A 23,989-nucleotide genomic window follows, 5' to 3' on the forward strand; every position below is an offset into this window, starting at 1 on the left:
TTAACGCATTACATCGCATTGCAAATATGGGGTTGTGCCTTTGTCGGGTTTATTTTGATTTTTGTGGCGTGAGATGGCAATGTCGTTGGACTATTGCTTCGTCACCGTCATCTAAACTGTGCAACCCAGTACGAGTGACATTGACTTTAGGCAGATTACAACATGGTATCTCATGGTGAATAAAAACATTCGGTTAGCCCGCTTACAGGATACAGATAGTGTGCAGGTATTACTTGAGCAACTCGGTTATTCTTTGTCCCATGCCGCTTTAGCCCAGACGTTAAGCCAATATCAGCATGATTCTCTGCGCCGCAGTGATGAATTACTGGTGTATGAGCAACATAATGCGCAGGGTGACCTACAAGTTGTCGCTGTGATGGCCTTAATGTTCTTTGATTATTTCCCCGCCTTGAGTCGTATCTGTCGTATAACCGCAATTGTGGTGGATGCCGACATGCGGGGTCAGGGCGTTGGCTCTCAGTTGATCGCCTTTGCGAAAGAAAGGGGAAAGCAAGAGAATTGCCAGTTACTCGAACTCACTACATCGATGCAGCGCATTGCCACACAGCAATACTATGAAAGTATAGGGTTTACCAAAACATCCTTTAGCTACAGCTTAGTGTTGAGCGAACCAAACGGCTAATTCTTGGCTCGAGCGAGCATAATCAGATCCGTTGTCCTTGTGCCTTCGGGTACCGGAAAAACGTTGCGGGTGACATTGATAATTTCAAATTGATTGATTTTAGCAATTGATATTGCTTGGCCCACCACCGATATTCAGTCATCCGAATTTGTACATTAATACAAAAGATCAGAGTAAATAGTTCAGATCAAAACAGATGTTTAGCCCTAAGTTATAGGCATGATTTTTATGTAAATTCACCATTAACTCGACATCCATCAGTTGCGCTAAGGTCACTGGTCTCGCTTCCCAGCGCGGTGCGTGGCCAGCATCATTACAGTGTGCTAGGTATAAACGTCGCGTACTTTGATGTATGCCAAAATACGTCATATTACAACGCTGGCTAATCGTTAAATAGGGCTCAAAGTCGAGTGCATATACCTGCATGTCTTTAAATTCTGACCACTGGATATAGCGGGTTTTTTCATAATAACGCTTAGGTAAAGCGGCATCTGGTGCTATGGCGTCAAACAAGGCAATAACGGCTTGTAGATCCTTAAGTGTAATAATGTCCTTTTTAATCAATGTTTAAATCCTTAGTTTCATGGTTAGAGTAAATCTAAAAGTCATATCTTAAAATGTAGTTCCTAAAGTGTTCCCCATTGACCACAAAGCTTCATTCACCCCCAAAGGCGGTCGGCAAGACCCGATGCGCGTTGGGTTGCTTGGCTACTGGCCCGCTCGAATACGTGCTGGGTGCCTAAGCAGGTAAAGTGGACTTTAGCGCGGGTGATGGCGGTGTAGACCAACTCTTTAGTCAGCAGTTGCCATTGGGCTAGGCTGGGGCTCGGTGGCAGCACTAAGGCCACACGGCTAAATTCGCTGCCTTGGCTTTTGTGTACTGTCATGGCATAACAGGTTTCATGGCTGGGCAAACGGGCTGGCAAGACTTTTAACAGGCTGCCATCGGCCTTGATGAAGTGCGCCATTAAACGTTCGGGTTTATCTTCATCCTGCAAAATCAATCCGATATCACCGTTAAACAGGCCTAAGTTATAGTCATTGCTTTGGATGATAATTGGCCGACCCAGATAAAACTCCTGTAGCGGTTTAATCAGCTTGGCATTGGCCAGTGCTTGAGTCACATACTGATTTATGCCTTCAACCCCATAATCGCCCGAGCGCATAGCACATAGAATACGGTACTGGTTAAAGCGTTCAATGATGTCTGCTGTGCTTGGACGTGTGCCTACATCACTATTACTTGCATCATTGTTACTTGCATGGCTATTCAAGGCACCGAGATAAGCGCCATATTGCTGGCAGGCTTGCTCCAGCAGTAAATTGAGTCCCATATTATTAGCAGGCTCGCTCACTTTGGCTTGGGTTTGGCTTACGACCATACTGTGTTCTAACCAGCTCAATTCTGCAGGTCCCTGTTGCCATACCTGCAAAATACCTTGAAGATCTGCGCGATTGACGGCACTGGCGAGCAGTCCAATCCCTGCATCGCCTTTAAATCTGTGGCTGTGCATTAGCATACATAAGCTATCGCCAAGCTTAGGGGCGTCGCTGATATAGGGCGTTAACTCAAAACCCGTTAAAGCACTCAGACGCTCGGCTTGTTCCTTGGAATAGCGCATTTGCCACAGAGCAGGGCTGTTTGACGCTATGTTGTTCTGAGCAAGGTTATTGGGATCTACTGGTATTTTAAGGCCCGCACAAATATCGGCGAGCACAGCGCCAGCCTCAACCGAAGCGAGTTGGTCTTGATCGCCGAGTAAAATCAAACTGGCGTGCTCAGGCAATGCGCTCAGCAATTTATACATCATGGGCAAATCGACCATAGAGGCTTCGTCGACAATCAATAAGTCGAGCCTAAGCGGATTACCTTGATGGTGGCGAAAGTGCGGCGAATTGGGGATCACCCCAAGCAGTCTGTGTAAGGTTGAAGCTTCCTCTGGAATACGTCTCAGAGCCGTTAAAAAGTCTTGGCTATTTCTATTGCGAGCTTCATCAATAACATTAGCATGGGCGCTGAGTTCCTTCGCCAGACGCGCTTTTGAGGCTTTGATTGATTCGCTTAAGCGAGCCGCCGCTTTTCCCGTTGGCGCGACTAAACGGATTTCCTGCTGTGATTCCATTTGTAGCAATAACAAAAGTTTAGTTACAGTGGTGGTTTTGCCCGTCCCTGGGCCGCCAGTGATCACCGACAGTTTTTTACCCAACGCTGTGGCCGTGGCGACCTTTTGCCAATCAATAGGTGCTGTGTCTTCACTTTTAGTGAGTACATTGGTAGTGAGTGCATGGGGCGCGAGCACATTGGCAGGGAACAGTTGATCTAGCAGTGACCTCAACTTAGCAGTTTGAGTTTGCTCTTGGTGGCTTGCTTCTTCAGATAAGTGCTTAGATACGCTTCCGGACAAGCGAATTAAAGCAGCGGCTACTGAGGTTTCAAATTGATGATAACGTTGTAAATAGAGTCTGCCATTATCAAAAATAAGCGGTTTGTTACTGCCCGCTTGGCCGACGGCATCAAAGGTTTGTAAGGTCTCAGTGAGCGCTTCGAGGCTTAAGGTGATTTTACAATGGCTATTTTGTTCGGCCATGGGATTAAGTGGCACAATATGGGCGAGCACTAGGCAACTGTGCTGTGAAGATAATTGCTGGCTTAATAGCGCACATAGCAAAATAAATAAGGGTTGTTGGCTGTCGCTTGGATGTAAGAGACTCATTTCGAGTGCGAAATGCCGATCGAGCGGTGTGAGCAGTCGTTCTTGCTCCCACTGTTTTAACAGCTCTGGCAGCGGCGCTGTAAGCTGAATTGCGCCATGGTCTATCCATTTCGCCGCTGTGAGTGAATGTGCATTTAGCCCTTGAGTTGAGCGCATCATGCCGTGACTCCTGTATCGATTGCACGAGCCAATTTGCTGTGAAATAAATTGTCATTAAAAAGTGAATCTAGCGCGAGAATAAGTGCCTTCGGCGGCTTGTCGTAATAAATACCATAGCCGGGATATTGAGCCGACATTCCCCGTAAGAACAAGTAATAACAACCGCCTATGTGGCTGTCGTAGTCATAACTTGGCAGGCGTAAACTCAAATACCTGTGTAGCGCCAATGAATAGAGAATGTACTGCAAATCGTACCTGTGATCGGTTATTGCGCTTTGCAGCGCGCTCTGATGATAGGCATTGATGTTGTCGCCTAAATGATTCGACTTATAGTCGGCGATATAATATTGACCTTGGTATTCAAAGGTTAAATCGATAAAGCCTTTGAGCATGCCCTTGAGATCATCAAACTTAAGTGTCGACTCATAGCCAAATTGCTGCAGTAGCGCATTGAGCTCAGTATCTTTAAGTTCGCTTAAGGGTAAATAAAACTCCATTTCGACTAAGGTATTCTGCGGCGATAACTTGGCTAAGCACAAATCAGGATGTTCAGGTTTGACGGCGCTTACGGCTCTTACATGGCTAGTGACCTGCGACTCTAAGGCGTGCGGTATCGCGCAGAGCGGTGCATGCAGCACATCCAAATACCAAGTATGTAATACTGTTTGCCACTCGGGCGCGATACCATATTGCAGCATGGCTTTAGGCAATTGCAGCGGTAAGTCGATTTCTGCCTGCGTAAAATTAATCTCTTCTAACACTAAATGCATAAAGCTACCGGCATTGGCGCCGCGCTCAAAGTTAAAGCGATTGAGCATGTCATCCTGCAGATCATGACTTGCCTCATCAGGAATAGAGAGTGTTTGCACAGCCGTGTATTCAAGCGTACCTAATATTTCATCGTCGGCACCCGGCGCGGCTTTACCATGGCTGGTATTTTTAACTAGGCCTGAATAACTGCCGACTCGCCACGGCGTGCTGTATTGGCGGGTTAAAGTTTTCGCGCTAAGTATTTGCGCTATGTCTTGGCTTGAGGGCAATGGCCGCTCGTCTATGTCATCGGGCACCTTATCAAGACTTATGGCTTCCACATCTTGGGCGAGCTGCTGCGCAGCATTGCAGATACGGGCAAAGTCACATTCTGAGTCGCCTATGCCCAATAGATAGCCGATAGCGGTTTCATGCAGCTGACTTTTAAGACCATTTTTAAGCTGACGACTGTGGTTGGCGATATACAAGTAACACAAATACACAGGGCGAGTGAGCGCCACATACAAAAGGCGCAAGTCTTCGGCCAAGGTTTCTTGTTTTGCGCGCTCCCAACCCTCATCCGTGCCTTCGATATCCCACACGAGCTCTTGCTCACCTGCATCGTTGGTTCTGTGGTACAGCATAGGCGTAGGGCGGCGGCGATTGTCGCGGGCTAGGCTGACAAAGGGCACAAAACATACGGGATACTCAAGACCCTTACTCTTATGGATAGTGACGATCTGTACTAGATTCTGCTCGCTCTCAAGGCGTAGCTGCTGTTCATCGGTGCCTGTGTTATCAATCAGTTGCTGTTCATACCAATTGAGTAGGGCACTCATACCATCAAGTTCGGTGGCTTTTTGTTGTAATAGCTCGGCAAGGTGGCGAAAATCCGTCAGGCGACGCTCACCGTTTGTGGCATCTTGCTCTTGAGCATCGACCTCTGCACTGGCGGTGTGCAGTAAACGGTCAATCAGTTTAGTGCTATTGGCAAGGCTGAGTAGCGCGGGCATGATGCCGCGTTTCTGCCACACTTGGTGCAAGTTAAAAAATTGCTCTAATAACAGCTGTCTGTGCTCTTCATCTTGGTTAAAGGCATGGATTTGCTCGGCGCTATAGCCCAATAATGCCGTGGCTAGGGCGCTGCGCAGTGCCCGTTCATCTTTAGGGTTCGCTAGAGATCGCAAAATTAACGCCATTTCCCGCGCTTCAAGGGTATCGAACACACTGTCGCGACTTAAAAACACCGCGCCTATGTGGCGTTTACTTAATGCGGTTTTCATCACTGCCGCTTCGTTGCGATCCCGCACTAAGATGGCGATGTCTTTGGCGATCAAAGGCCCTTTAGGGCTGTGGCATTCGCCATTGGCCGCATCTGTCAGTAAACGGGTAATTTGTGCCGCCGCGTCTTCGGCGAGCAAGTGTCTTGCCGTGGTTTTATTGAGGCCGTTTTCTGCACTTTCGCTTAAGAGTCTTAATCTTAAGGCGGCTGGATTGGCGGTTTTTTCAGTGAGGATTTTCCCTTTAGCACTGCTGGGCGTTTTCACGCTATCAAAGGGGATCGACTGACTGATAAAAGGATCGTGATGCTGGCTAAACAGATGGTTAACCCCAGCGACCATGTTTGCGCTTGAGCGGTAGTTGGTATCCAGATGATAGTGGGCCTGCGTATGATGACGGGCCTCAATATAGGTATGGATATCGGCGCCGCGAAAGGCATAAATGGCTTGCTTAGGATCGCCAATCATCAACAGGCTGAGCTTATTTTCTGTATCGTTTTTGCCTTGCTGCTCAAACGAGTAGCGGTCTTGGTAGATGCCAGAGAAGATCGCAAATTGCAGCGGATCGGTATCTTGGAATTCATCAATAAGCGCGACGGGAAAGCGTGTTGCCACGGCTTTGGGCAAGGTTTCATTATTGGCGTTTAACGCGCTCGCTAATGTCGTGAGTAAGTCATCTGGGGTCAGCACATTTTTTTGTTGTTTTTGCTGGGCAAATCGCTCGCTTATGCCGAGTTTCGCGCTATATAAAAATGCTGGTTTAATGGCGGCAATCAATGTGGCGAGTTGCTCCATATGATCCATCAGCGGTGCTTCACTCACACTTGGGATCACGCCGCCCTTGTTGAGTTTTAACTCAGACAACGATAAGGCTTCTAACTCTTTCAGCGGCGGTAACCCATGACCGAAGGCGAGCCAGTTATCCAGCGCATCGAACATGGCGGCGAGCTTGGGGTACTTATCCGTTGCTTTGCCAAAGCGGGTGCCGTTGAGTGGCAAACTGTGCAGCAATGCCAATAAGCCATCGCGTCCCCTTGGCCAAGCTAATTTAAAGCGCTCTAAACTTTGGCGTAGTGACAGGGCTAAGGCATCAAACTTAAGCGCGGGTTTCAAAGGCTTTGCTTGACTGGCGCCAAGGAGCGGTCGCAACTGTTTGACTAAACCATCGGGCTCGCCAAATTCCTTGGCAATGATTTGCGCTAAGTAATCGGGCAGCGGATAACAGGCCTCACGCCAAAAATCCCGCACCGCATGGTGCAAAAATTCGCTGTCGTCCAAGGTAAAGTCCGATTCGAACAGCAAGGAAGACTCAAAGGCGAGATCCGATAAAATTCGCTGACAGAAACCGTGGATGGTAAAAATTGCTGCTTCGTCGAGGGATTTAAGGGCGAGATCGAAACGCCTCAGGGCAATGGCGCGTTCACTCTCTGGGGTGTTGTCATACAACGCCTGCACAAAGGGATCGGCAATCGTTAGCCCTAAGAAGCACTTAAAGGCGACTTGAATACGGCGGCGAATACGATCCCTTAGCTCTTCGGTGGCCGCATTGGTGAAAGTTACTACGAGAATTTGTTCGCAGGTGAGCGGCGCAGGAATGCCATCACCAAGCAATAGGCGTAAGTAAAGACCTGAAATCGTGTAAGTTTTACCTGTACCAGCGCTGGCCTCAATAAGACGACTACCGCCAAAGGGCAGAGTGAGAGGATCAAGCGCTTGTGGTGCTGAATGTAAGGCTTGCGTGTTCAACGGCATCTGTTCACTCATGCTTGCTCTCCCTGTGCGCTATTGCGGTTCAAATGTGGTGCGAGAGCTTGTGTGTCAGTCGCGTGTTCATTAGCAGGGCCTTGGCTCATGCCATCGTTGAGCGCAAATTCCTCAAGCTGAGCCAGCGTGTCTTTGAGATATAAACTCACCATAGGGCGATAGATGCGCTCGGCTAATGCGCCAAAGCTATTCTCAGAGAAATCCCGCGGGAAACAGAATAATCGCTGGTAATGGGGTTCGTTCCCTTCACCCAATTGACTCTGCTCATCTAACCATTCGGGTAACGCTTGCTGCAAACGCTCATCGTGTTCACCCTCGCAGCTGACGTAGGCCAGTGACGTGCGCGGCATAAAACACTGTGGGTGTTGTTGGCCTTGGTAAAACAACACCAACAAATCGGCCAGTAACGCATGGGCGTGCTCAGCAGTGATTGGAGCCAAGGCGTGGAAGTGCCCCATGTCGAGTAGATAGCTTGCATGTGTGTGGCCCATTGCCATTAAACACAGGTGGCGAAGGTACAACCTCAGCACATCGCGACCGTGGGCGCTACCAGGACGGTAATTCACTAACCCCTTAGGGCTAATATCATCGATACGGCCTTGCAGTAACACTTGCTGGGATTTACCTGCCGTGATGGGCAAGTCAAACACGAGTTTAATATCCGCATGGCTGCTGGCTTGTTCTCCCTTGAGGAACAAGGTTCTGCCAATCAAAGGTTTAATATCATGCTGATATTGGCGCAGTAGCAAATCATCGAAGGGCTGCATGGGCAAAGTGCCACTGGCTTTGAGGCGTTTAATCAGTTTAATATCGGGCTCAGTTAGGCCTTGGCCTATGGCATCGTCGAGTAACTTGGCCTGTAAAATATAGCGCTCTAGGGCATTCAAGCTAAAGGGCTCGTCATTATCATCGGCCTGAATATTAAGACTAAGGTCGACTTTAAGCGTTCGGTTGAAGAAGTACTGCGCTGGATTTCGAAAGAAACGGATCAGGGCTGACACATCCACTTTCTTACTTTGCTGTTGTTCGTGCTCAGAAGCTGGCTGTGCCTCTGTATCTGGCACTGAGTCTTGTTCATCCGCGTCGAGCATGATGCGAGTTTGCACGCCGATAAAGCGGCCCGCATGTGTGCCAGCAGTGTCCGTATTGGGTGGACACCATTGCAGGCTGTAACTTTGGCCTATGCCCGAGTTATTTGGGGTTCTGCCTGAGCCATCTATGTTTGAGCCATTTTTGTCATCACTTTTTACTGCGGCTTGATACAACTTAGGATCGAAGGGTTGCAGTGGCTGGTGGCTGACAATTGCGTTATAGAGGGCTTTTTCGGCATCCTCTGGGTCTATGGGGCTTGAAGCGTTTTGCGATTGAATCAATAGGGCTTCAGGCAAATAGCACAGCTGACAATATTCAATCAGCTCAGAGACGAGCATAGAGGCGATACGTTCAGAGTTATCCCGTTCGCTGCGGCCAATATAGCTGATATACAGTTGTTCCCGCGCCGACAATAAGGCTTCTAAAAACAAATATCTGTCATCGAGGCGGCGGGAGCGATCGCCTTTACGGGCACCGAAATGCGCCATTAAATCAAAGCCGACGGGATGTTGAACCCTAGGATAAACCCCATCGTTCATGCCGAGTAAACACACGACCTTAAAAGGAATCGAGCGCATCGGCATTAAGGTACAAAAGTTCACGCTCCCCGCAAGATAACGCTGGCCGACCCGAGATTCGGTTAAGCGTTGATTAAACCACTGTTGCAGCACTTCAATACTGAGGCTCAGTCCGCTTATGTTCTCTTGGGCTAGCGGCGCTAACGGGTTTGTATCCAACGTTCTTGTATCTAAGGGCCTGCCCGCTGACAGTAACTCTTGCTCTAGGGCGGCAATGGCATCGCGGATTTCCTGTAATTGTTCGCGTTCGTCTTCATCTGTGTCGTAGAAGGCATCTAGTAGCTCAGTTAATTCCGCTAAACGCAGGGCGCCCACTTGCGGCAGGGCGAGTATTTGCGCCGTTTCATCGAGTACTTCAATAAAATTGAGTAGCTTACCTAACGCCTGCGCCGATTGGCCTTCGATGCCAGTGACGACAAGATGGTCTTGATAGAGCGGCGCATCGTCACTCAAGGCGTAACCTAAAATCAGCCTTTTAATACCAAAGGCCCACGAGTTTTGCTCAAACGCTGGCACACCTTGTTTAAGGCGGCTTTGTTCATCGCGGCCCCAGCGCACGCCCGCTTCATCTAACCAGCGGCGGATCAGTTGCAATTCATCGTCATCGAGCTGGAAACGGCGCAAAATGGCGGGCACTTCGAGTATGCTCAAAATATCGGTCAGACCAAAACGACTTTGATTAATTCCAAGTAAATTTAAAAAGCTATTGATGAGCGGTGATTCCTGCGCTGCGCCGCGATCGGCAATGGCGTAGGGAATGTAATGCAGGCCTTGCTTCGCCGAGAAGACGGCATCRATATAGGGTGCGTAGGCGGCGACATCGGGCATCATGACCACTATGTCTTTGGGTGTCAGGTCGACATTATTGCTGAGTAACTCAAGCAAGTGATCGTGCAGTGTTTCGACTTCCCGCAGTGGGCTGTGACAACTCTTGACTCGAATGGATTCATCGTCGCGCTTAAGCAGGCGTCTGTTCTCGACATTTTGGTACAGCTCGGCATCAGGACCTAGTACTCTGTCTAAGGTTTGCATCTCTAAAATATCGTATTGCACGCCGTGGAGCATGCTGGCGTTACTGTGTGGCAAGTTGGGATCGTCACAGGGTTCACAATACACATCGTCGCCAAAGTCGCAGTGTTCGGCGGGGAGCTCAAGCAGCATATCGAGTAATTCACGGCCCATCTTGCCGTTATTGGCAAGCAGCGGATTGCCCACTTCGAGTTTATCTTCCCACAGTTCGGCTAATTGGCGTTTACCCGCATATTGCACCGCCATGCGGGCACGATTACGGGGATCCACAATATCCCCCCAATAGTGCTGACACGGGCTTAAGCCAAGCACTATCACATCGATACGGCCTGCCAGATGGTAAAGCACTTCAAGGGTTTGCGGCGCCATCGAGGAAATGCCAAACACAAATAAGCGCTGTGGCAATTTGGCGAGTGACGTGTCGGGATTATTCAGTGCGGCAATCAAGTCGCTGTGCAGATTGGCTCTGTGGTAATGGCTTTGATTAAGCTCATCACGGTTAAAGGCAATCAGTGCGCGCCATAAAATGGGTTGCCAGCGTTGGTCTTCATTCAGCGGCTTGGTGAGTGACTCGGGATGCTCGTTTTGCTCCCACGCTAAAATCCAATCGGGGCGATACACTAAGTATTGGTCGAAGATATCGGCGATGCGGCCACAGAGTTGGTACAGCTTAATATCGTCAGCTGTCAGGTTACTGGCGTTGAGATGTTCACTCGTGTTGGCGGCATTTGTGCTGGATTGCTGATGACTTAGATAGTGTCTCAACGGCCCAAAGGCGTCATTTTGCAACATGCGCGGTAAGAGTTGCATCAGCTTCCACGTCATCGCCGCTTTAGTGAAGGCGTTATCCTTGGGCACATTGGGCAATAAGTCATGGCACAACTGCCAGGTAAAGCTCGATGGCAGCGGGAATTCCAGTGCGGCAGCAATTCCATTCTGTTTGGCGATTTCGAGGCGTAGCCAAGTCGACATGCCGGGACTCTGCACCAGAATATGCTCGTTACTCAGTAGACGTGCGAAAGCAAGGGGTTGGGTCAGGAAAGCGGCTAAATGGGCGCAGAGCACTTCCATCTGATTGGACTGGATTAACTTTAGCATGTGCAACTCGGCATGGTGACAATAAAACAATTCTATGTGTTTGATTTATAAGATTCAACACTATTGCTGCTTCTGTGGAATTAACCCGCAATTTTAGGTGTTTATTGCTGCTTGCTCTGATGAGGTATCGTCAGTTACAGCTCAGTTGACGAATGCTAGGCTAGATTGAACTTATCTTTCACTTTGGCTCTGAGCAATAACCAGTTGAGTTGCTTCGCCGCCGCTTTAAATGCGGTTAAATGTGCTTGATAGTCTTTAGCCGGTAAATCTTGGTACTTCAGCGCTACATAACTTTGGGTCAAGGTTTGGAAGAGCGTGCAAAGCTTTGGTGCACTGTGTTGGTATTGCTCAATAATCTGCTGCGCAAATTGATTTGGTCCATCACTGTCTTTGCGCTTAATGCCGTGGTGTGCAAGACGATTACAGATCTGTTGATAACGAGTGCTAATAGGATCGCCTTGAACTCTAAAATGTAATAAGCCCGCACTGTAGGCGATATAGAGCACGATAAGGCTGATACAGAGCCCCATAAAGACCGCGATTTTAGTGTGAGTCACATCGCCTAAAATGCCACTGAGCACTTGATTTTGCTTCTCTTGGTTAAAACCCAGTACCCACACGCTCCAGTAATAATCTATGCTGGCAAAACGTTGTCTTAACTCATTGAGCCAAGGCATTGATTTAAATCGTAAGCTACTAAAAGGGCTTTCCTGCAGGTAACTCTGCTCGGGATCAAACTGGGCGTCGAAACCTTGTTCGATACGATCGGGCGCCACCATAGCGGTGGGGTCGAAACGCACCCAACCTTCATCTTCAAGCCAAACCTCAGCCCATGCGTGGGCCATATATTGATACACACTGTAGTAACCCGCTTGCGGATTAAATTCACCGCCCTGATAGCCTGTGACCATACGCGCGGGTAAGCCTGTGGCCCGCGCCATAAAAATGAAGGCTGCGGCATAGTGCACGCAAAAACCGGCTTTGTTTTCAAATAAGAAATCATCCACTTGCTGCGGCCCAAGGGGAGGCGGCGTGAGAGTGTAGAAGAAAGGCTCACTATTAAAGTGGCCCATCATGGCCCATAGTCGTGGCTTAGGCGCGGGATACTGAGTCTTAAACTGCTCAGCTAACGTTAAAGTGCGTGGATTACTTTGGCTCGGTAGTTCGAGGTTAATCTGCCTTTGCCGCGCAGATAGCCTGAGATCCATCTTAGCCTTAGGCCAAGACTCTACTTGATAACTCATTCGCTGATCGATATTGCGCAGCGCCAACAGCCGATAGTCGGGCATATTGACCACGTTATCATCTTGGCTATAGGCCACATCGAGACCAAATAACCACGGCTGGTGGCTCGGCTCAGCAATCACTTGATAACGAATACTATGCTTATCTTGCGCACTTGATGCCATCTCTTGATCTTCACTGCTTATCGAAGCAGGACTATTACTCATGGGATCACTCATGGGATCAGGATTATTAACCATCAATGCTGGGCTGGGCCGTGAGGGCGGAAACAGCAGCGCATCTTTTTGCAACTGTTTAATCCCCGCTTCTTGGCGCCAAGTGACACCATCATAGTTCTCCATCACGAGGGCACGCCAATATAACTCGGCATTAATGGGCTTTGCATTGGTAAAACTCGCCCTAAAGGCAAGTTCAGTCGAACGGGTAAGCTTACCTATATCACCAATCGCCAGACTATCGGACAAGCCCGTTTGGGCTTCTTTCATGTTGGGCACTAACCAGAGCGGTGCAAGACGCGGTAACACTAAAAATAACAGCAGCGCGAGGGGAAGGCTCTGGAGTAAAAATTTGCCACCGATCCAAGCCGTGTGTTTTAAGGATTGCTTATCTTGATACAAAGTCACGAGTACGCAGGTATTGATCAGTGTCACCACGAGCAAGTGCGCGGTATTAAGCAGGGATTGATGGTCGATAAAGGTCAGCGCGATAATAAAATAGCCCGCGAGGACGACAACGCGTACATCCCTTTGATTACGCATTTCAATGTATTTTAAGGCATAACCTAACAGCAGCAGATTCACTAGCGCATTGAGTAAGCCTATTTCCTTTGAAACGAGTGCCAGTGTGGTTGCGGCGCCGATCGCAAGACTGGTCACCAAAAAACGCGGTGGCTTTGCCACTTTGCCGACATAAATCCCCACACGCCACAGCAAACAGATAGCGCAAATGCCCAAAGTCCAAGGCGTGGTTTTATCAAATAGTGGGCTTAATACCGCAATATTGGTGATCAATAACCAAAAAAGTGTCTGGCGGCTAATATTGTCGCCGATTTGCGGTGTTGTGCTATTGGCCGCTAACTTCATACTTGCTCCCTCGAAGTAGGGATATGATGCTGCTTGCGGGGAGCTTGATTCGTTTTTTGTGGCTGATTAGCGACTGATGACTGATATGGGGGCTTCGCCACTGAAGGCGCTAATTGTGGATATAAGGCAATGGCTTTTTGACAGGCGATCCTGTGGTGATTGCCTATCGCGGGCGCGATCAAGACATCGTCTCCCATTGGGTTTTGCAGATGTAAGCCAAAATACTGCTCAAGTTGCGTGAGTTTATTGACTTGCCAGCTTAACTGACTCAATTGGGTTTCGAGGCGTTTGGCATCGGGTCTGAGCCTTAACCAGACGGGATCACCTTGGGGCTGCTGGAATTCTTTAGTCAACATGCCGCGACCCTGTGCCCATTGTTTCCATGCCACTTGCTTGAGGGATTCGCCGAGCACATGGGGTTTAAGGCCTTTAAACTCATCAATCCCCGATACATGTTTACCCGCGAGTAACAGGGGATCTTGCTCCGACTGAGTATGATCAGCCTCAAGCTGTAGCGGCGCTTCAATCGGCTGGGCAAAAACTAAGTGACTAATGGCTAAATCCACATGCGACCAGGCGCGGCAAAGCCCTAAGGGATAGAAGGATTCAATTTTGAGCCGCCCCGGTGACACTTGACCCCGCTGATGATACTCGAAGGGCACGAGCGCTTGTTGTTCATCTGTACCAAGGTTCTGCACCGTATAAGTGCGATTATGCGGATAGTTAAGCTGGATGTTATGGCCACTATGGTGCGTGCTGATGAGGACGGGAAAGGTTAAGGTTTCGCCCGCATAGACTTCGGGCGGCGTCGTGGCCCGTAAATGTAAGCCAGCCAGATTTTTGTAACTGTAGAGAATGCAGGTATTAAAAAGGCTTAGGAGTAAGATGCTGAGGCCAATGACTAAGTTATTTTGATAGTTAGTGCCGAATAGATATAAAAGTAAAACCAGACCGAGCCAAACTAACCCAAAACCACTCGGCAGAATAAAAATGCTGCGATGGCTTAAGGTTATTTCGGGACTCGGTGGCAAGCGTCTTGCTAACCAACGTTGCCAAATCGGGACTAACGTCGGAATGAAAGTCGGGAGTATCAGTCGTTTCACTTCTCAGTCATTTCCTTGGTTTAATGCGTTAACTGCATACTTTAGCGATATCTTCTCATTACAGTATCTTGCTACATAATAGGGTTAACGCTCGCCAGAATTCGCTCTGATAGGGCTTCACCCTGTAATTGGCTACTGGTTCTGAGTCTATGCTCCGCTACACAACAAAATACCGCTTGCACATCTTCGGGGACTAAATAATGTCGACCTTCTAAAAAGGCCCATGCCTTAGCCGCTTGTAATAGCGCTTTGGTGGCACGCGGTGATAACCCCACGCTGTCACTTTGGCTACGGGAAAAACTCACTAAGGCTAGAATATAATTGAGTAAGGCATCGGAAGCGCTGACCTTGTCGCACTGCTCTTGTAGTTGCATTAAGGCCATCGGTGTCAGGCATTGGGGCAATTGATCTAAGGTTAAGTGGTTATGATTGCTCTTAAGCATAGCGAGTTCAGCATCGTGGCTAGGATAACCAATAGACAGACGCATCATAAACCTGTCGAGCTGCGATTCTGGTAGTGAAAATGTACCGGATTGATCGGTGGGATTTTGAGTCGCGATCACAAAGAAAGGATTGGGCAATCTGTGGGTGATGCCATCGACGGAAATTTGTTGTTCGGCCATCGCTTCGAGTAAAGCACTTTGTGTCTTAGGGCTGGCGCGATTAATTTCATCGGCCAAAATCATCTGCTTAAAAATCGGTCCAGGATGAAAGATAAATTGTGCTTGATGTTTATCAAAAATCGATACGCCGAGAATGTCGGCAGGCAGCATGTCACTGGTGAATTGGATCCGCTGATAGCTCAAACCTAAGCTTTGGGCTATACCATGGGAAATACTGGTTTTACCCATACCGGGTAAGTCTTCAATCAACAGGTGCCCACGGGCGAGAATACAGGCTAAAGCGAGACGAATTTGCCTAGGCTTGCCCAGCAATACTTGTTCGAGTTGTTGTAGTAATTCGCTGATCCCAGATTGTGCCACGGGCGACTCCTAATACATTTGGAAGTGTGCTTAAGGTGCATTTGCAAGCTGATGTGCGTTATCACTATGGCGGATCATCGCCCGTATATCCAGTGGCATTTCTAGTGCTAAATCAATTACTCGACAGCATTAGGTTTGGTCTTTAGTGGGCTGGTGGCGCGAATGTAAACCGTTTTAGCCTGATCTTACGTAAGGCACAGTACTTGGCTGCTGGTGGGGCGAATAAACCAGGATTTAAACAAAAAGCCTTGGACAAAGTCGACACCGATATACCGCGCAAAGGCTAAGTGAGCTTCAGTTTCTATGCCTTCTAAAATGCATTGTTTGTGAGTCTTTTTGGCAAAGTTGACCAATGCAATTAATAATTGGGCTCCCTCTGGGTGTGTTATGTGCGTTAACCAATGACGGTCAAATTTAAGATAATCCACGTTCATCATCAGATCGACACTGAGCATGGAGTGGGGCGCACCAATATCATCCAGCGCCACATGTATCTTAGCTTGTTTAAATTGAGTGAATAATTGACTGGCCAGCTGAGCATCGTTAATGCAGGTGTTTTCGATGATCTCGACCGTGACTCGTTCATAGTGGGACAGCAAACGAATGAGCTTGGCGGTATGTGGTCCATCGACGGCGTGGGGATCAACATTGATAAAAATTCGCTGCTGACTCGGCGCATGGATGAGTTGAAATGCCTTGGCTTGATATTCAACTGCAGCGAGTATTTCTGTGGATTCATGCAATTGCTCGAACACAATATTAGGTGCAACCGCATCACCATTAGGCAAGTAAAAGCGTGCTAAGGCTTCATAGCCGTCGATGGCTAAAGTATGAGGATTGACAAAGGGTTGGTATTCGCAGCTAAGCGTTAACGAACTAAGGTTAATCATGGGTGTAATGGGATTCTTAATGCTTTAATACTAATTATTCGCATTTAACGCCCTTCAGTGCAAACAAGTTTTCGATAAAACGGCGTGATTGCTGAATAATTATTCGCTTTGCTAATTATTTGAATTTAGAGAATAACATTTAGAATTTTTGGTGGTTAAAGCATGAGCTTTACCCTAGGGTATGCTGAAAAGTAGGAACTCGATGCTGCTGAGTATCGAGTTCCTTTTCATGTCGCGAGTTAGTAAGCAAACTTAAGCTCAGCTTCGCTGAATAATGGCTGTGCTTTTTGCTTTTGCGCCTCATAAATCAATCGATAGCTGAGGACGGCTTGAACATATTCACGGGTTTCAGTAAAGGGAATCGCCTCGATAAAGCCCATGGCATCGAGTTTGCCATCAGAGTTTGATAACCAGCGACGCACGCGAGAGGGACCCGCGTTATAGGCAGCCGTGGCGAGGATGCGGTTTTGGTTAAACTCTTTCAACAACTGGGCATAGTAAGCGCTACCAAGATTGAGGTTAAGCTCTGCGCTGTAGAGATCCTTTGGATCGCTATATCTGGCCCCGTGTTTTTTGGCGGTAGCTTTGGCCGTGGCGGGCATAATTTGCATTAGGCCACGGGCACCTACACCCGAGGTCGCATAAAGATAGAATGCACTTTCGCGGCGGCTAATCGCACGGATCTCATCGATGTTAACCCTATGCTTTTTGCTGGCGTGCTCAAAACCGGCTTGGTGTGCCATAGGGAAGCGTAGAGGAATATCATCCCACAACTTACCTTGAATACTGGCTTCAACACCAAAATCGTACCAGCCCTGTTCATGGGCATAGCGTCCATAACGTGCTCGCATCGTATTGTCACTGCGTTTTAGTAGTGACATCCATTCATAGCGAGCATCGAAATAACGGTCGAGCGCCATTAACTCTTGCACTCTGACAAAGCCGAGATCATCGGTTAACTTTTGGCTATTGGCATCAACAACAGGCTCAGGGCTTTGATTGAGTGATACCGGTTTATTTAAGAACTGCGCAGCAGCAAAACCGTAAAAATTACGTTCATTACTGATTGTCGCGAGCGCTTTTATGGCGCTTTCAGGCGCTTCTTTGGCATTGGTGCGATAAAGCCAGTATTGCCAACGTTCCTTTGCCAAGGTTTCTGGTTGGAGTAGGTTCAAGTAACGGGCAATACTGCGCATGTCGTGATCGCGGATAGCCCATCTTAAACGGCGCTCAAATAAGTCGTCATTTTTCAGCTCAGTGAGCACATTGTCGACATAGTTTTTATAGTTATCATCTTGTTCAATTAAAATGCGGCGAACAAGGTATTTATCGAGTTGCTGCGCTTGTTCTGGGGTAAAACGATGGGCCTTTTGATACCGTTCATACAAATTAATGGCTTGGTCGAGATCCTTACGGGCAAGGCGTTTTAATCCTGCGGCAACAATGTCACCGACAATGGGATTTTTATCTTTAAACTTTTCGGTATGGCGCAGGCTATTGGGATCTTTATAGACGGCGACTAAACGCTTAGCTTCGTTACTATGGGTGGTGATTTTTTGGGATAAAAAACTCAGTAAACTCGTTTCACCAGCCTCGAAACTCAGCATCATTCGCGCCCATACGACATCTTGTGTGCGTTTGCCCGCTTTGGTCCATGTGTTGAAAAGAGGATCACATTCCTTTGGTCGCGAACCCCCAAATACCCAAAGTGATTGTGCGGCCGCATAAGCCGTTTTTAGATCGCCCTTGGCGAGTTTCGCCTCATAGTAATAACACTGCAGGCGGATGTCGGTAGGCGCTTCAGGGGTGATCGCAAGATAATCATTCCAGCGTTTTTGGCTACCAGCATTGTTTAAATATTTAGACCTTAGCCTATTGTACATGGGGGTGGTTTCATATTTTTCAATCAAGGCTTTAGCTGCATAACCCTGTAAGGCATTAAGAGCACCGATGTCGATATCATGATCTAAATAAATCGCGAGCGGATAATTACCTAGTTTTGCCCGTAGGGGTTTGTAGGTTGCATAATCTTGCTTCTTCAGGGCTTTTTCGGCCTCAAGAAAGGTTTTCTGCGTTGACGTTAACGCAAGTGCAGCAGGGGCATTCAAAACGCCTGCGAGCAATATTGCACTGGATATAACCACATTTATAACTGCTTTGCACATGGAGCGTTTGCCTCCGGGCATCAAGGTATCAATCGACATGTCCGTATCGATTTGAGGTAATTAATGGGTGTTCAATTCTTGTTATCTATCATCGCACTCGACAGGCTCGAGTTCTGTGTCCTTAGGATCGCGGGTATGCGATAGATTAAGTTCAGAGTCGTCATCCTGAGTGTCGTTATCGTCCTGGGCTTCATTGAGTGCTTTTTCTAGCAGCATTTTATCCAGTTGTTTGCTGGTATCGACCCCGAGCTGCTGCATTAAATGGGCTTGACGCACTAGGTTGCCTTTGCCCGATGACAGCTTGTTCATTGCACTGTGATAGGTTTTTTCTGCATTATCTAAGGCGCGGCCGAGTTTTTCCATATCTTCAATATAACCACATAACTTGTCGTAAATTCGACCCGCTTGTTTTGCAATGGTTTGTGCGTGTTGATTTTGATATTCGTAGCGCCAAATATTGTTAATTGTGCGCAGGGCCACCAACAAATTCGTTGGACTAACGAGCATGATATTTTGCTCAAGGGCAAAATTGACTAGGCTAGGATCATGCTCCAATGCCAGTAAAAATGCCGGTTCGATAGGAATAAACATCAATACATAATCGAGACTCTTAAGCCCGTGCAGATGTTGATAATCTTTTTGACTTAAGCCTTTAATGTGACTGCGAATTGAAATGACATGCTCGTTAATGGCCTGTTGGCGCAGTGCTGGATCTTCACTGTTGAAATAGCGCTCATAACTAACCAGCGACATCTTAGCATCGATGACCACATCTTTATTTTCTGGCAGATGCACAATCACATCCGGCTTAAAGCGTTTACCGCTATCATCCTTGAGATCTTGCTGAGTATGGTACTCATGGCCCTCACGTAGGCCGCTTTCCTGCAGAACGCGATCGAGGATCACTTCACCCCAGTTACCTTGCTGTTTGTTATCGCCCTTGAGCGCTTTGGTCAGGTTGATGGCATCTTGGCTCATCTTCAGATTGAGCTCCCGCAGGTGCTCAAGTTGATGTTTAAGGGCGCTGCGCTCGGATTGTTCGTGGGTGTAGGATTCACGAATTTGCTGTCTGAATCCTTCAAGCTGTTGTTTTAATGGCCCAAGTACGCCTTCGAGTTGGCTGGCATTTTGGTGCTTAAAGTTTTCGCTACGTTCTTCAAAAATACGGTTTGCGAGGTTTTCAAATTGGGTTTGTAAACGCACTTCGGCCGATTCTAAGCTGGCAATTTTATCCTGCAGCGATTCTTGCTGGGCATCGGCCTTGGCTTGAATGGTTTGCTGCATGGCATTGGATTTCGACAGGGCTAATTGGATCTCTAACTGACGGCGCTGGCTATCATTTAATTGCTGCTCTAAGGTGGGCACGCGTTCGGCTAAGGCCTCGGCTTTGCCCAGTTGTTCAATTTTGAGCTCAAGGCGTTGCTGGTATTGACGTAATTGCGCTTCTTTGTCATCGACCAAAATTTGCTGTTGTGCTAAGGATAATTCTGCATCTTCATTTACTTGACGCATTTCTTGCTCAAGTTGGTCTTTGTGTAGTTGCCAGCGTTGGCGGGTGAGTTTTTGATTGAGCAGAGCACCGATCAACAGGCCTAAGAAGGCAATGGCGAGAAGGCCGATGATTTCGGCGACAGAAAAAGATTGAGAAAATGGCATGATCAATAGCACTCCTTTAGCTTTGGCGCTTAGGTTCGCATGCCCCCCAACAGGCTTCAAGCCCTTTAATCAACTATATCTGCGCTTAATGCTTGAATGAGCAAGTCTTATACGTTTAAGGTGAATTTATTCACGGGTGGAAAGTTTTTCTGGCTTTTACCTGTCTATATAAGAGTGAGCGATACAGACGAGCGCCAGAGAAGGTTTTTATCGCGACTCGGTGGCTTTAATCATTGGATGGTAGAGGTGTCAATTGGCTAAACATTCCCGTTTTACCCCAGGTATTCTTAAAAAAGCGCAGTGGCACATGCAAGACAACCAAGTGACGCCAGAAGCGGTATTTCGCTCGCGTCGGCAAATTGTAAAAACCATGGGACTCGGTGCTATCGGTGCCAGCGTGCCCGGTTATGTGCAGGCTGGATTATTCGATCTATTTGGCGATCAACCTAAGTCCTCATTTATCACTACGCCACTGACGTTTCAATCCAATAAGCAGTACGGTGACGCCGATGTGTTAACCCCGTTTGATAAAGTGACGCAGCATAATAATTTCTACGAATTTGGTACGGACAAACAAGATCCCTTCAATAATGCCCAAGACTTTAAAGTCGATCCTTGGCAACTGCGTATCGAAGGTGAAGTTGAACGGCCCATGACTTTAGATTTTAATGATCTGACTAAAATGTTCCCGCTTGAGGAGCGTAACTATCGCCTGCGCTGCGTTGAAGCTTGGTCTATGGTGATCCCTTGGGTGGGGTTCCCGCTGGCGGCATTATTGAAAAAAGTTGGCGTCACCAGTAAGGGCAAGTATGTCGCCTTTGAAACCGCCTTCGATCCCGAACAAATGCCGGGGCAGAAGAGCCGATTAATGGGGGGAGGTATTCATTATCCCTATGTTGAAGGCCTCACGATAGCCGAAGCTATGAACGATTTAACCTTAATGTCGGTCGGTTTGTACGGCAAAACCCTGCCACCGCAGAACGGCGCGCCCATTCGCTTAGTGGTGCCGTGGAAATATGGCTTTAAGAGCATTAAATCAATCGTGCGAATTCGTGTCATGGATAAACAACCGCCGACCAGCTGGAATCAGCTTGCCTCACACGAGTATGGATTTTATGCCAACGTTAATCCGACGGTGGATCATCCGCGCTGGTCGCAGGCCACAGAGCGTCGTATCGGCGAGGGGGGATTGTTTTCAGCAACCCGCATCGATACCCAGCCGTTCAACGGTTACGGCGAGTTTGTGGCTTCACTGTATGACGGCATGGATCTGAGGAAATACTATTGATGATTGGTTTGTTGTTTGGGGATTCGCTATTAAGCGGGGACAAACTATGTTGAGATTAACCGCTAAGCACTTGTTTTGGCTAAAGGCGTTATTTCATTTGTTGGGTTTAGTGCCCATCGTCTACCTTGTGCTCACTGTGGTGCTTGGCCGTGCGGGTGGCGATCCCGTGCAGCACATTATTCACTACACAGGCATAGGCGCATTAAATGCGCTAGCGGCGACCTTACTGATCTCACCGATTGCCAAGTTGACCAAGCAAGGGCTGTTGATGCAGACCCGCCGTTTAGTGGGGTTATATGTGTTTGCCTATGCCACTTTACATATCTTGGCCTTTTTTAGTTTAGATCTGTTGTTTGCTTGGGAATTACTGTTTAGTGAAGTGGTAAAACGGCCGTATATTTTAGTCGGCGCTGTGGCTTATCTTATCGTTTCCGCTTTGGCGATAACTTCGTTTAAAGCCTTGATGCGTAAGATGGGACGTCGTTGGCAAACCTTGCACTATGGGGTGTATTTAGTCGCTATATTGGCGCCAATCCATTTTTACTGGTCGGTAAAATCGGAAATCATCGAGCCAAGTCTGTATATCGTAGGTTTTAGTGTGTTGCTGCTGTGGCGCACGCCTTGGTTTAAACGTCATTTCAGCCGTAAAGTGGCGAACAAAACCGAGCGAAAGCTGACACAAGATAAAGCTTCGATAAAGTCGGTTTAGACGTATGGCGCGAGCAGTAAATCACTGGTTTTATTTGTTTTTCTTTGTGGATAACGTGATATCTAAAGTATAAAAACAAAAATGCCGAATGAAGATCCGGCATTTTTCGCTGAATAAATAGTCTTGCTCAGCTATTTTTCGGGTTCAGTTGACAGGACTTAACCTAAACCTTGGGTTGCTGATTTCATTTGAATGAACTCAATTTTATAACCGTCTGGATCTTCAACAAACGCAATCTCAGTGGTACCACCTGCGACAGGACCTGGGGCGCGAGTCACTTTGCCACCGGCTGCGGCAATAGCAGCGCAACGGGCGTAGATATCTTCATCACCAATCGCTAAGTGGCCAAAGCCTGTGCCTAAATCATATTTGTCAGTGCCCCAATTATAGGTCAGTTCAACCACGGCTTGGCCTGTGGATTCTTCACCGTAACCCACGAAAGCTAAAGAATATTTGTACTCTGGATTTTCAGAGGTGCGAAGTAGTTTCATGCCGAGCACTTCAGTATAAAAAGCAATACTGCGTTCTAAGTTACCGACGCGGATCATAGTATGTAATAGTTGCGACATAGGTCCTCTCTCTAAATAGATTACGGGGTGGAGTATACCAAAAATCCGTAAATGGACCTCGATAAATGTCAGCCATTGTTTTTTACAGCGCTTGACCCAGATTAACGCTTAGGATAGGGAAATGATTGTCTGTAAGAGGAATTTTCAGGATTTAGAAGAGAAAATTGCCGATAAATTGGCTATCGCTCACAAAACACAGAGACAAACATGGGTTTTTATCACTGGGTTGATAATAATGTAGCCATACCAACTAGGAGAGCGAATGATGAACACCGAACTTAAAATGGCTTTAGGCACCACAGTTGTTATTGCTTTATTTTTCAGTGCGTTCTTTGTTTCAATGTTTTAACGACTAATACAAGTTTGAGTTAACCCAGTTCCAAGTTAAGCAAAAAGCCGCAATTGCGGCTTTTTGTTTGTCTGAAATCCAGTCTAATCAAGGTGAAAACAACACTGAAACGTCAATTTGCTCCACTCAGTTGATTCGAAGCTTATTCTTCAGGATAAATTTTTTCTTTAAAATCACACAAGTCTTCAATGATACAGCTGCCACAGCGGGGTTTGCGCGCAAGGCAAGTGTAGCGTCCGTGCAAGATAAACCAGTGGTGTACATCGACTTTAAATTCAGCTGGCACGACTTTTAGCATTTTCTCTTCCACTTCGACTACGTTCTTGCCGGGCGCGAATTTAGTGCGATTGGCGAGGCGAAAAATATGGGTGTCGACGGCGATGGTTGGCCAACCAAACGCAGTGTTTAGTACCACGTTAGCCGTCTTGCGGCCAACGCCGGGCAGAGACTCTAGGGCTTCGCGGTTTTCTGGTACTTCGCCATTGTACTTTTCAATCAAGATCTCACAGGCTTTGATCACATTGATGGCTTTGTTGTTATATAAGCCTATGGTTTTTATGTATTGCTTTAAACCTTCTACGCCAAGGGCATAAATGCTGTGGGCTGTGTTTGCCACAGGAAAGAGCTTGTCTGTTGCCTTGTTGACACTCACATCTGTTGCTTGGGCCGATAACGTCACAGCCACTAGTAGTTCGAAGGGACTTGAAAAATTGAGTTCGGTTTCAGGTTTGGGATTGTTATCGCGAAGACGAGTGAGGATCTGGATACGTTTTTCTTGATTCATGTACGATTCCTGCGCTGTGGTGGGGTTCAACTCTCAACCGTTCATTATTAATATCCTAT

Annotated in this window: 15 protein-coding genes; 3 read left to right on the forward strand and 12 right to left on the reverse strand. The window is 47.6% G+C overall.

The window, feature by feature from the left end; all coding sequences use genetic code 11:
• Positions 1-172 precede the first annotated feature (172 nt).
• The gene (locus tag L5M11_RS09135; protein WP_263191913.1) at positions 173-643 is read left to right on the forward strand and encodes a GNAT family N-acetyltransferase; all 471 of its coding nucleotides are present in this window, start codon (positions 173-175) and stop codon (positions 641-643) included.
• A gap of 168 nt (positions 644-811) precedes the next feature.
• On the opposite strand, the gene L5M11_RS09140 is transcribed toward L5M11_RS09135, so the two are convergent.
• The 10 genes from L5M11_RS09140 to rmuC all read right to left on the reverse strand — a co-directional run bounded on the left by L5M11_RS09140 (position 812) and on the right by rmuC (position 20,231).
• On the reverse strand, positions 812-1,207 hold the full coding sequence (locus tag L5M11_RS09140; RefSeq protein ID WP_217363085.1) for a hypothetical protein: 396 nt from the start codon (positions 1,205-1,207) through the stop codon (positions 812-814).
• A 95-nt stretch (positions 1,208-1,302) separates the two neighbouring features.
• Positions 1,303-3,516: an exodeoxyribonuclease V subunit alpha gene (recD, locus tag L5M11_RS09145; RefSeq protein ID WP_263191915.1), complete on the reverse strand. Its 2,214-nt coding sequence runs from the start codon at positions 3,514-3,516 to the stop codon at positions 1,303-1,305.
• The gene (recB, locus tag L5M11_RS09150; RefSeq protein WP_263191916.1) at positions 3,513-7,310 is read right to left on the reverse strand and encodes an exodeoxyribonuclease V subunit beta; all 3,798 of its coding nucleotides are present in this window, start codon (positions 7,308-7,310) and stop codon (positions 3,513-3,515) included. The genes recD and recB overlap by 4 nt, the downstream gene beginning before the upstream one ends.
• Entirely contained in the window at positions 7,307-11,107 is a 3,801-nt protein-coding gene (gene recC, locus L5M11_RS09155; RefSeq protein ID WP_263191918.1) for an exodeoxyribonuclease V subunit gamma, read from the reverse strand. The genes recB and recC overlap by 4 nt, the downstream gene beginning before the upstream one ends.
• Before the next feature lie 155 nt (positions 11,108-11,262).
• The gene (locus L5M11_RS09160; RefSeq protein WP_263191920.1) at positions 11,263-13,434 is read right to left on the reverse strand and encodes a DUF3488 and DUF4129 domain-containing transglutaminase family protein; all 2,172 of its coding nucleotides are present in this window, start codon (positions 13,432-13,434) and stop codon (positions 11,263-11,265) included.
• On the reverse strand, positions 13,431-14,537 hold the full coding sequence (locus tag L5M11_RS09165) for a DUF58 domain-containing protein (protein WP_258547612.1): 1,107 nt from the start codon (positions 14,535-14,537) through the stop codon (positions 13,431-13,433). The genes L5M11_RS09160 and L5M11_RS09165 overlap by 4 nt, the downstream gene beginning before the upstream one ends.
• A gap of 71 nt (positions 14,538-14,608) precedes the next feature.
• A complete protein-coding gene (locus L5M11_RS09170) occupies positions 14,609-15,520 on the reverse strand; it encodes an AAA family ATPase (protein ID WP_028760026.1) in 912 nt (303 codons plus the stop codon).
• Between the two features lie 185 nt (positions 15,521-15,705).
• The gene (locus L5M11_RS09175) at positions 15,706-16,410 is read right to left on the reverse strand and encodes an EAL domain-containing protein (RefSeq protein WP_263191922.1); all 705 of its coding nucleotides are present in this window, start codon (positions 16,408-16,410) and stop codon (positions 15,706-15,708) included.
• A gap of 239 nt (positions 16,411-16,649) precedes the next feature.
• Entirely contained in the window at positions 16,650-18,575 is a 1,926-nt protein-coding gene (locus L5M11_RS09180) for a transglycosylase SLT domain-containing protein (protein WP_263185573.1), read from the reverse strand.
• 81 nt (positions 18,576-18,656) lie between these two features.
• Entirely contained in the window at positions 18,657-20,231 is a 1,575-nt protein-coding gene (gene rmuC, locus L5M11_RS09185; RefSeq protein ID WP_263185576.1) for a DNA recombination protein RmuC, read from the reverse strand.
• Positions 20,232-20,484: 253 nt separating this feature from the next.
• On the opposite strand from rmuC, the gene msrP reads away from it, so the two are divergent.
• Positions 20,485-21,519 (forward strand): protein-methionine-sulfoxide reductase catalytic subunit MsrP, encoded by a 1,035-nt coding sequence (gene msrP / locus L5M11_RS09190; protein WP_263191924.1) that lies wholly within the window; start codon positions 20,485-20,487, stop codon positions 21,517-21,519.
• Between the two features lie 46 nt (positions 21,520-21,565).
• Positions 21,566-22,228, forward strand: coding sequence for a protein-methionine-sulfoxide reductase heme-binding subunit MsrQ (gene msrQ, locus L5M11_RS09195; protein ID WP_113939639.1), 663 nt, complete (start codon positions 21,566-21,568; stop codon positions 22,226-22,228).
• Positions 22,229-22,386: 158 nt separating this feature from the next.
• Here msrQ and gloA read toward each other — a convergent pair whose 3' ends face one another.
• Complete coding sequence (gene gloA, locus L5M11_RS09200) at positions 22,387-22,797, reverse strand: lactoylglutathione lyase (RefSeq protein ID WP_006087315.1); 411 nt, start codon at positions 22,795-22,797, stop codon at positions 22,387-22,389.
• A 491-nt stretch (positions 22,798-23,288) separates the two neighbouring features.
• Positions 23,289-23,930 carry an endonuclease III gene (gene nth, locus L5M11_RS09205; protein WP_113939645.1) on the reverse strand — a complete coding sequence of 214 codons (642 nt, stop codon included), beginning with the start codon at positions 23,928-23,930 and terminating at the stop codon, positions 23,289-23,291.
• Positions 23,931-23,989 lie beyond the last annotated feature (59 nt).

The organism is Shewanella sp. SM87, assembly GCF_025653705.1.
In the GTDB taxonomy this organism is placed as follows: Bacteria; Pseudomonadota; Gammaproteobacteria; order Enterobacterales; family Shewanellaceae; genus Shewanella; species Shewanella oncorhynchi.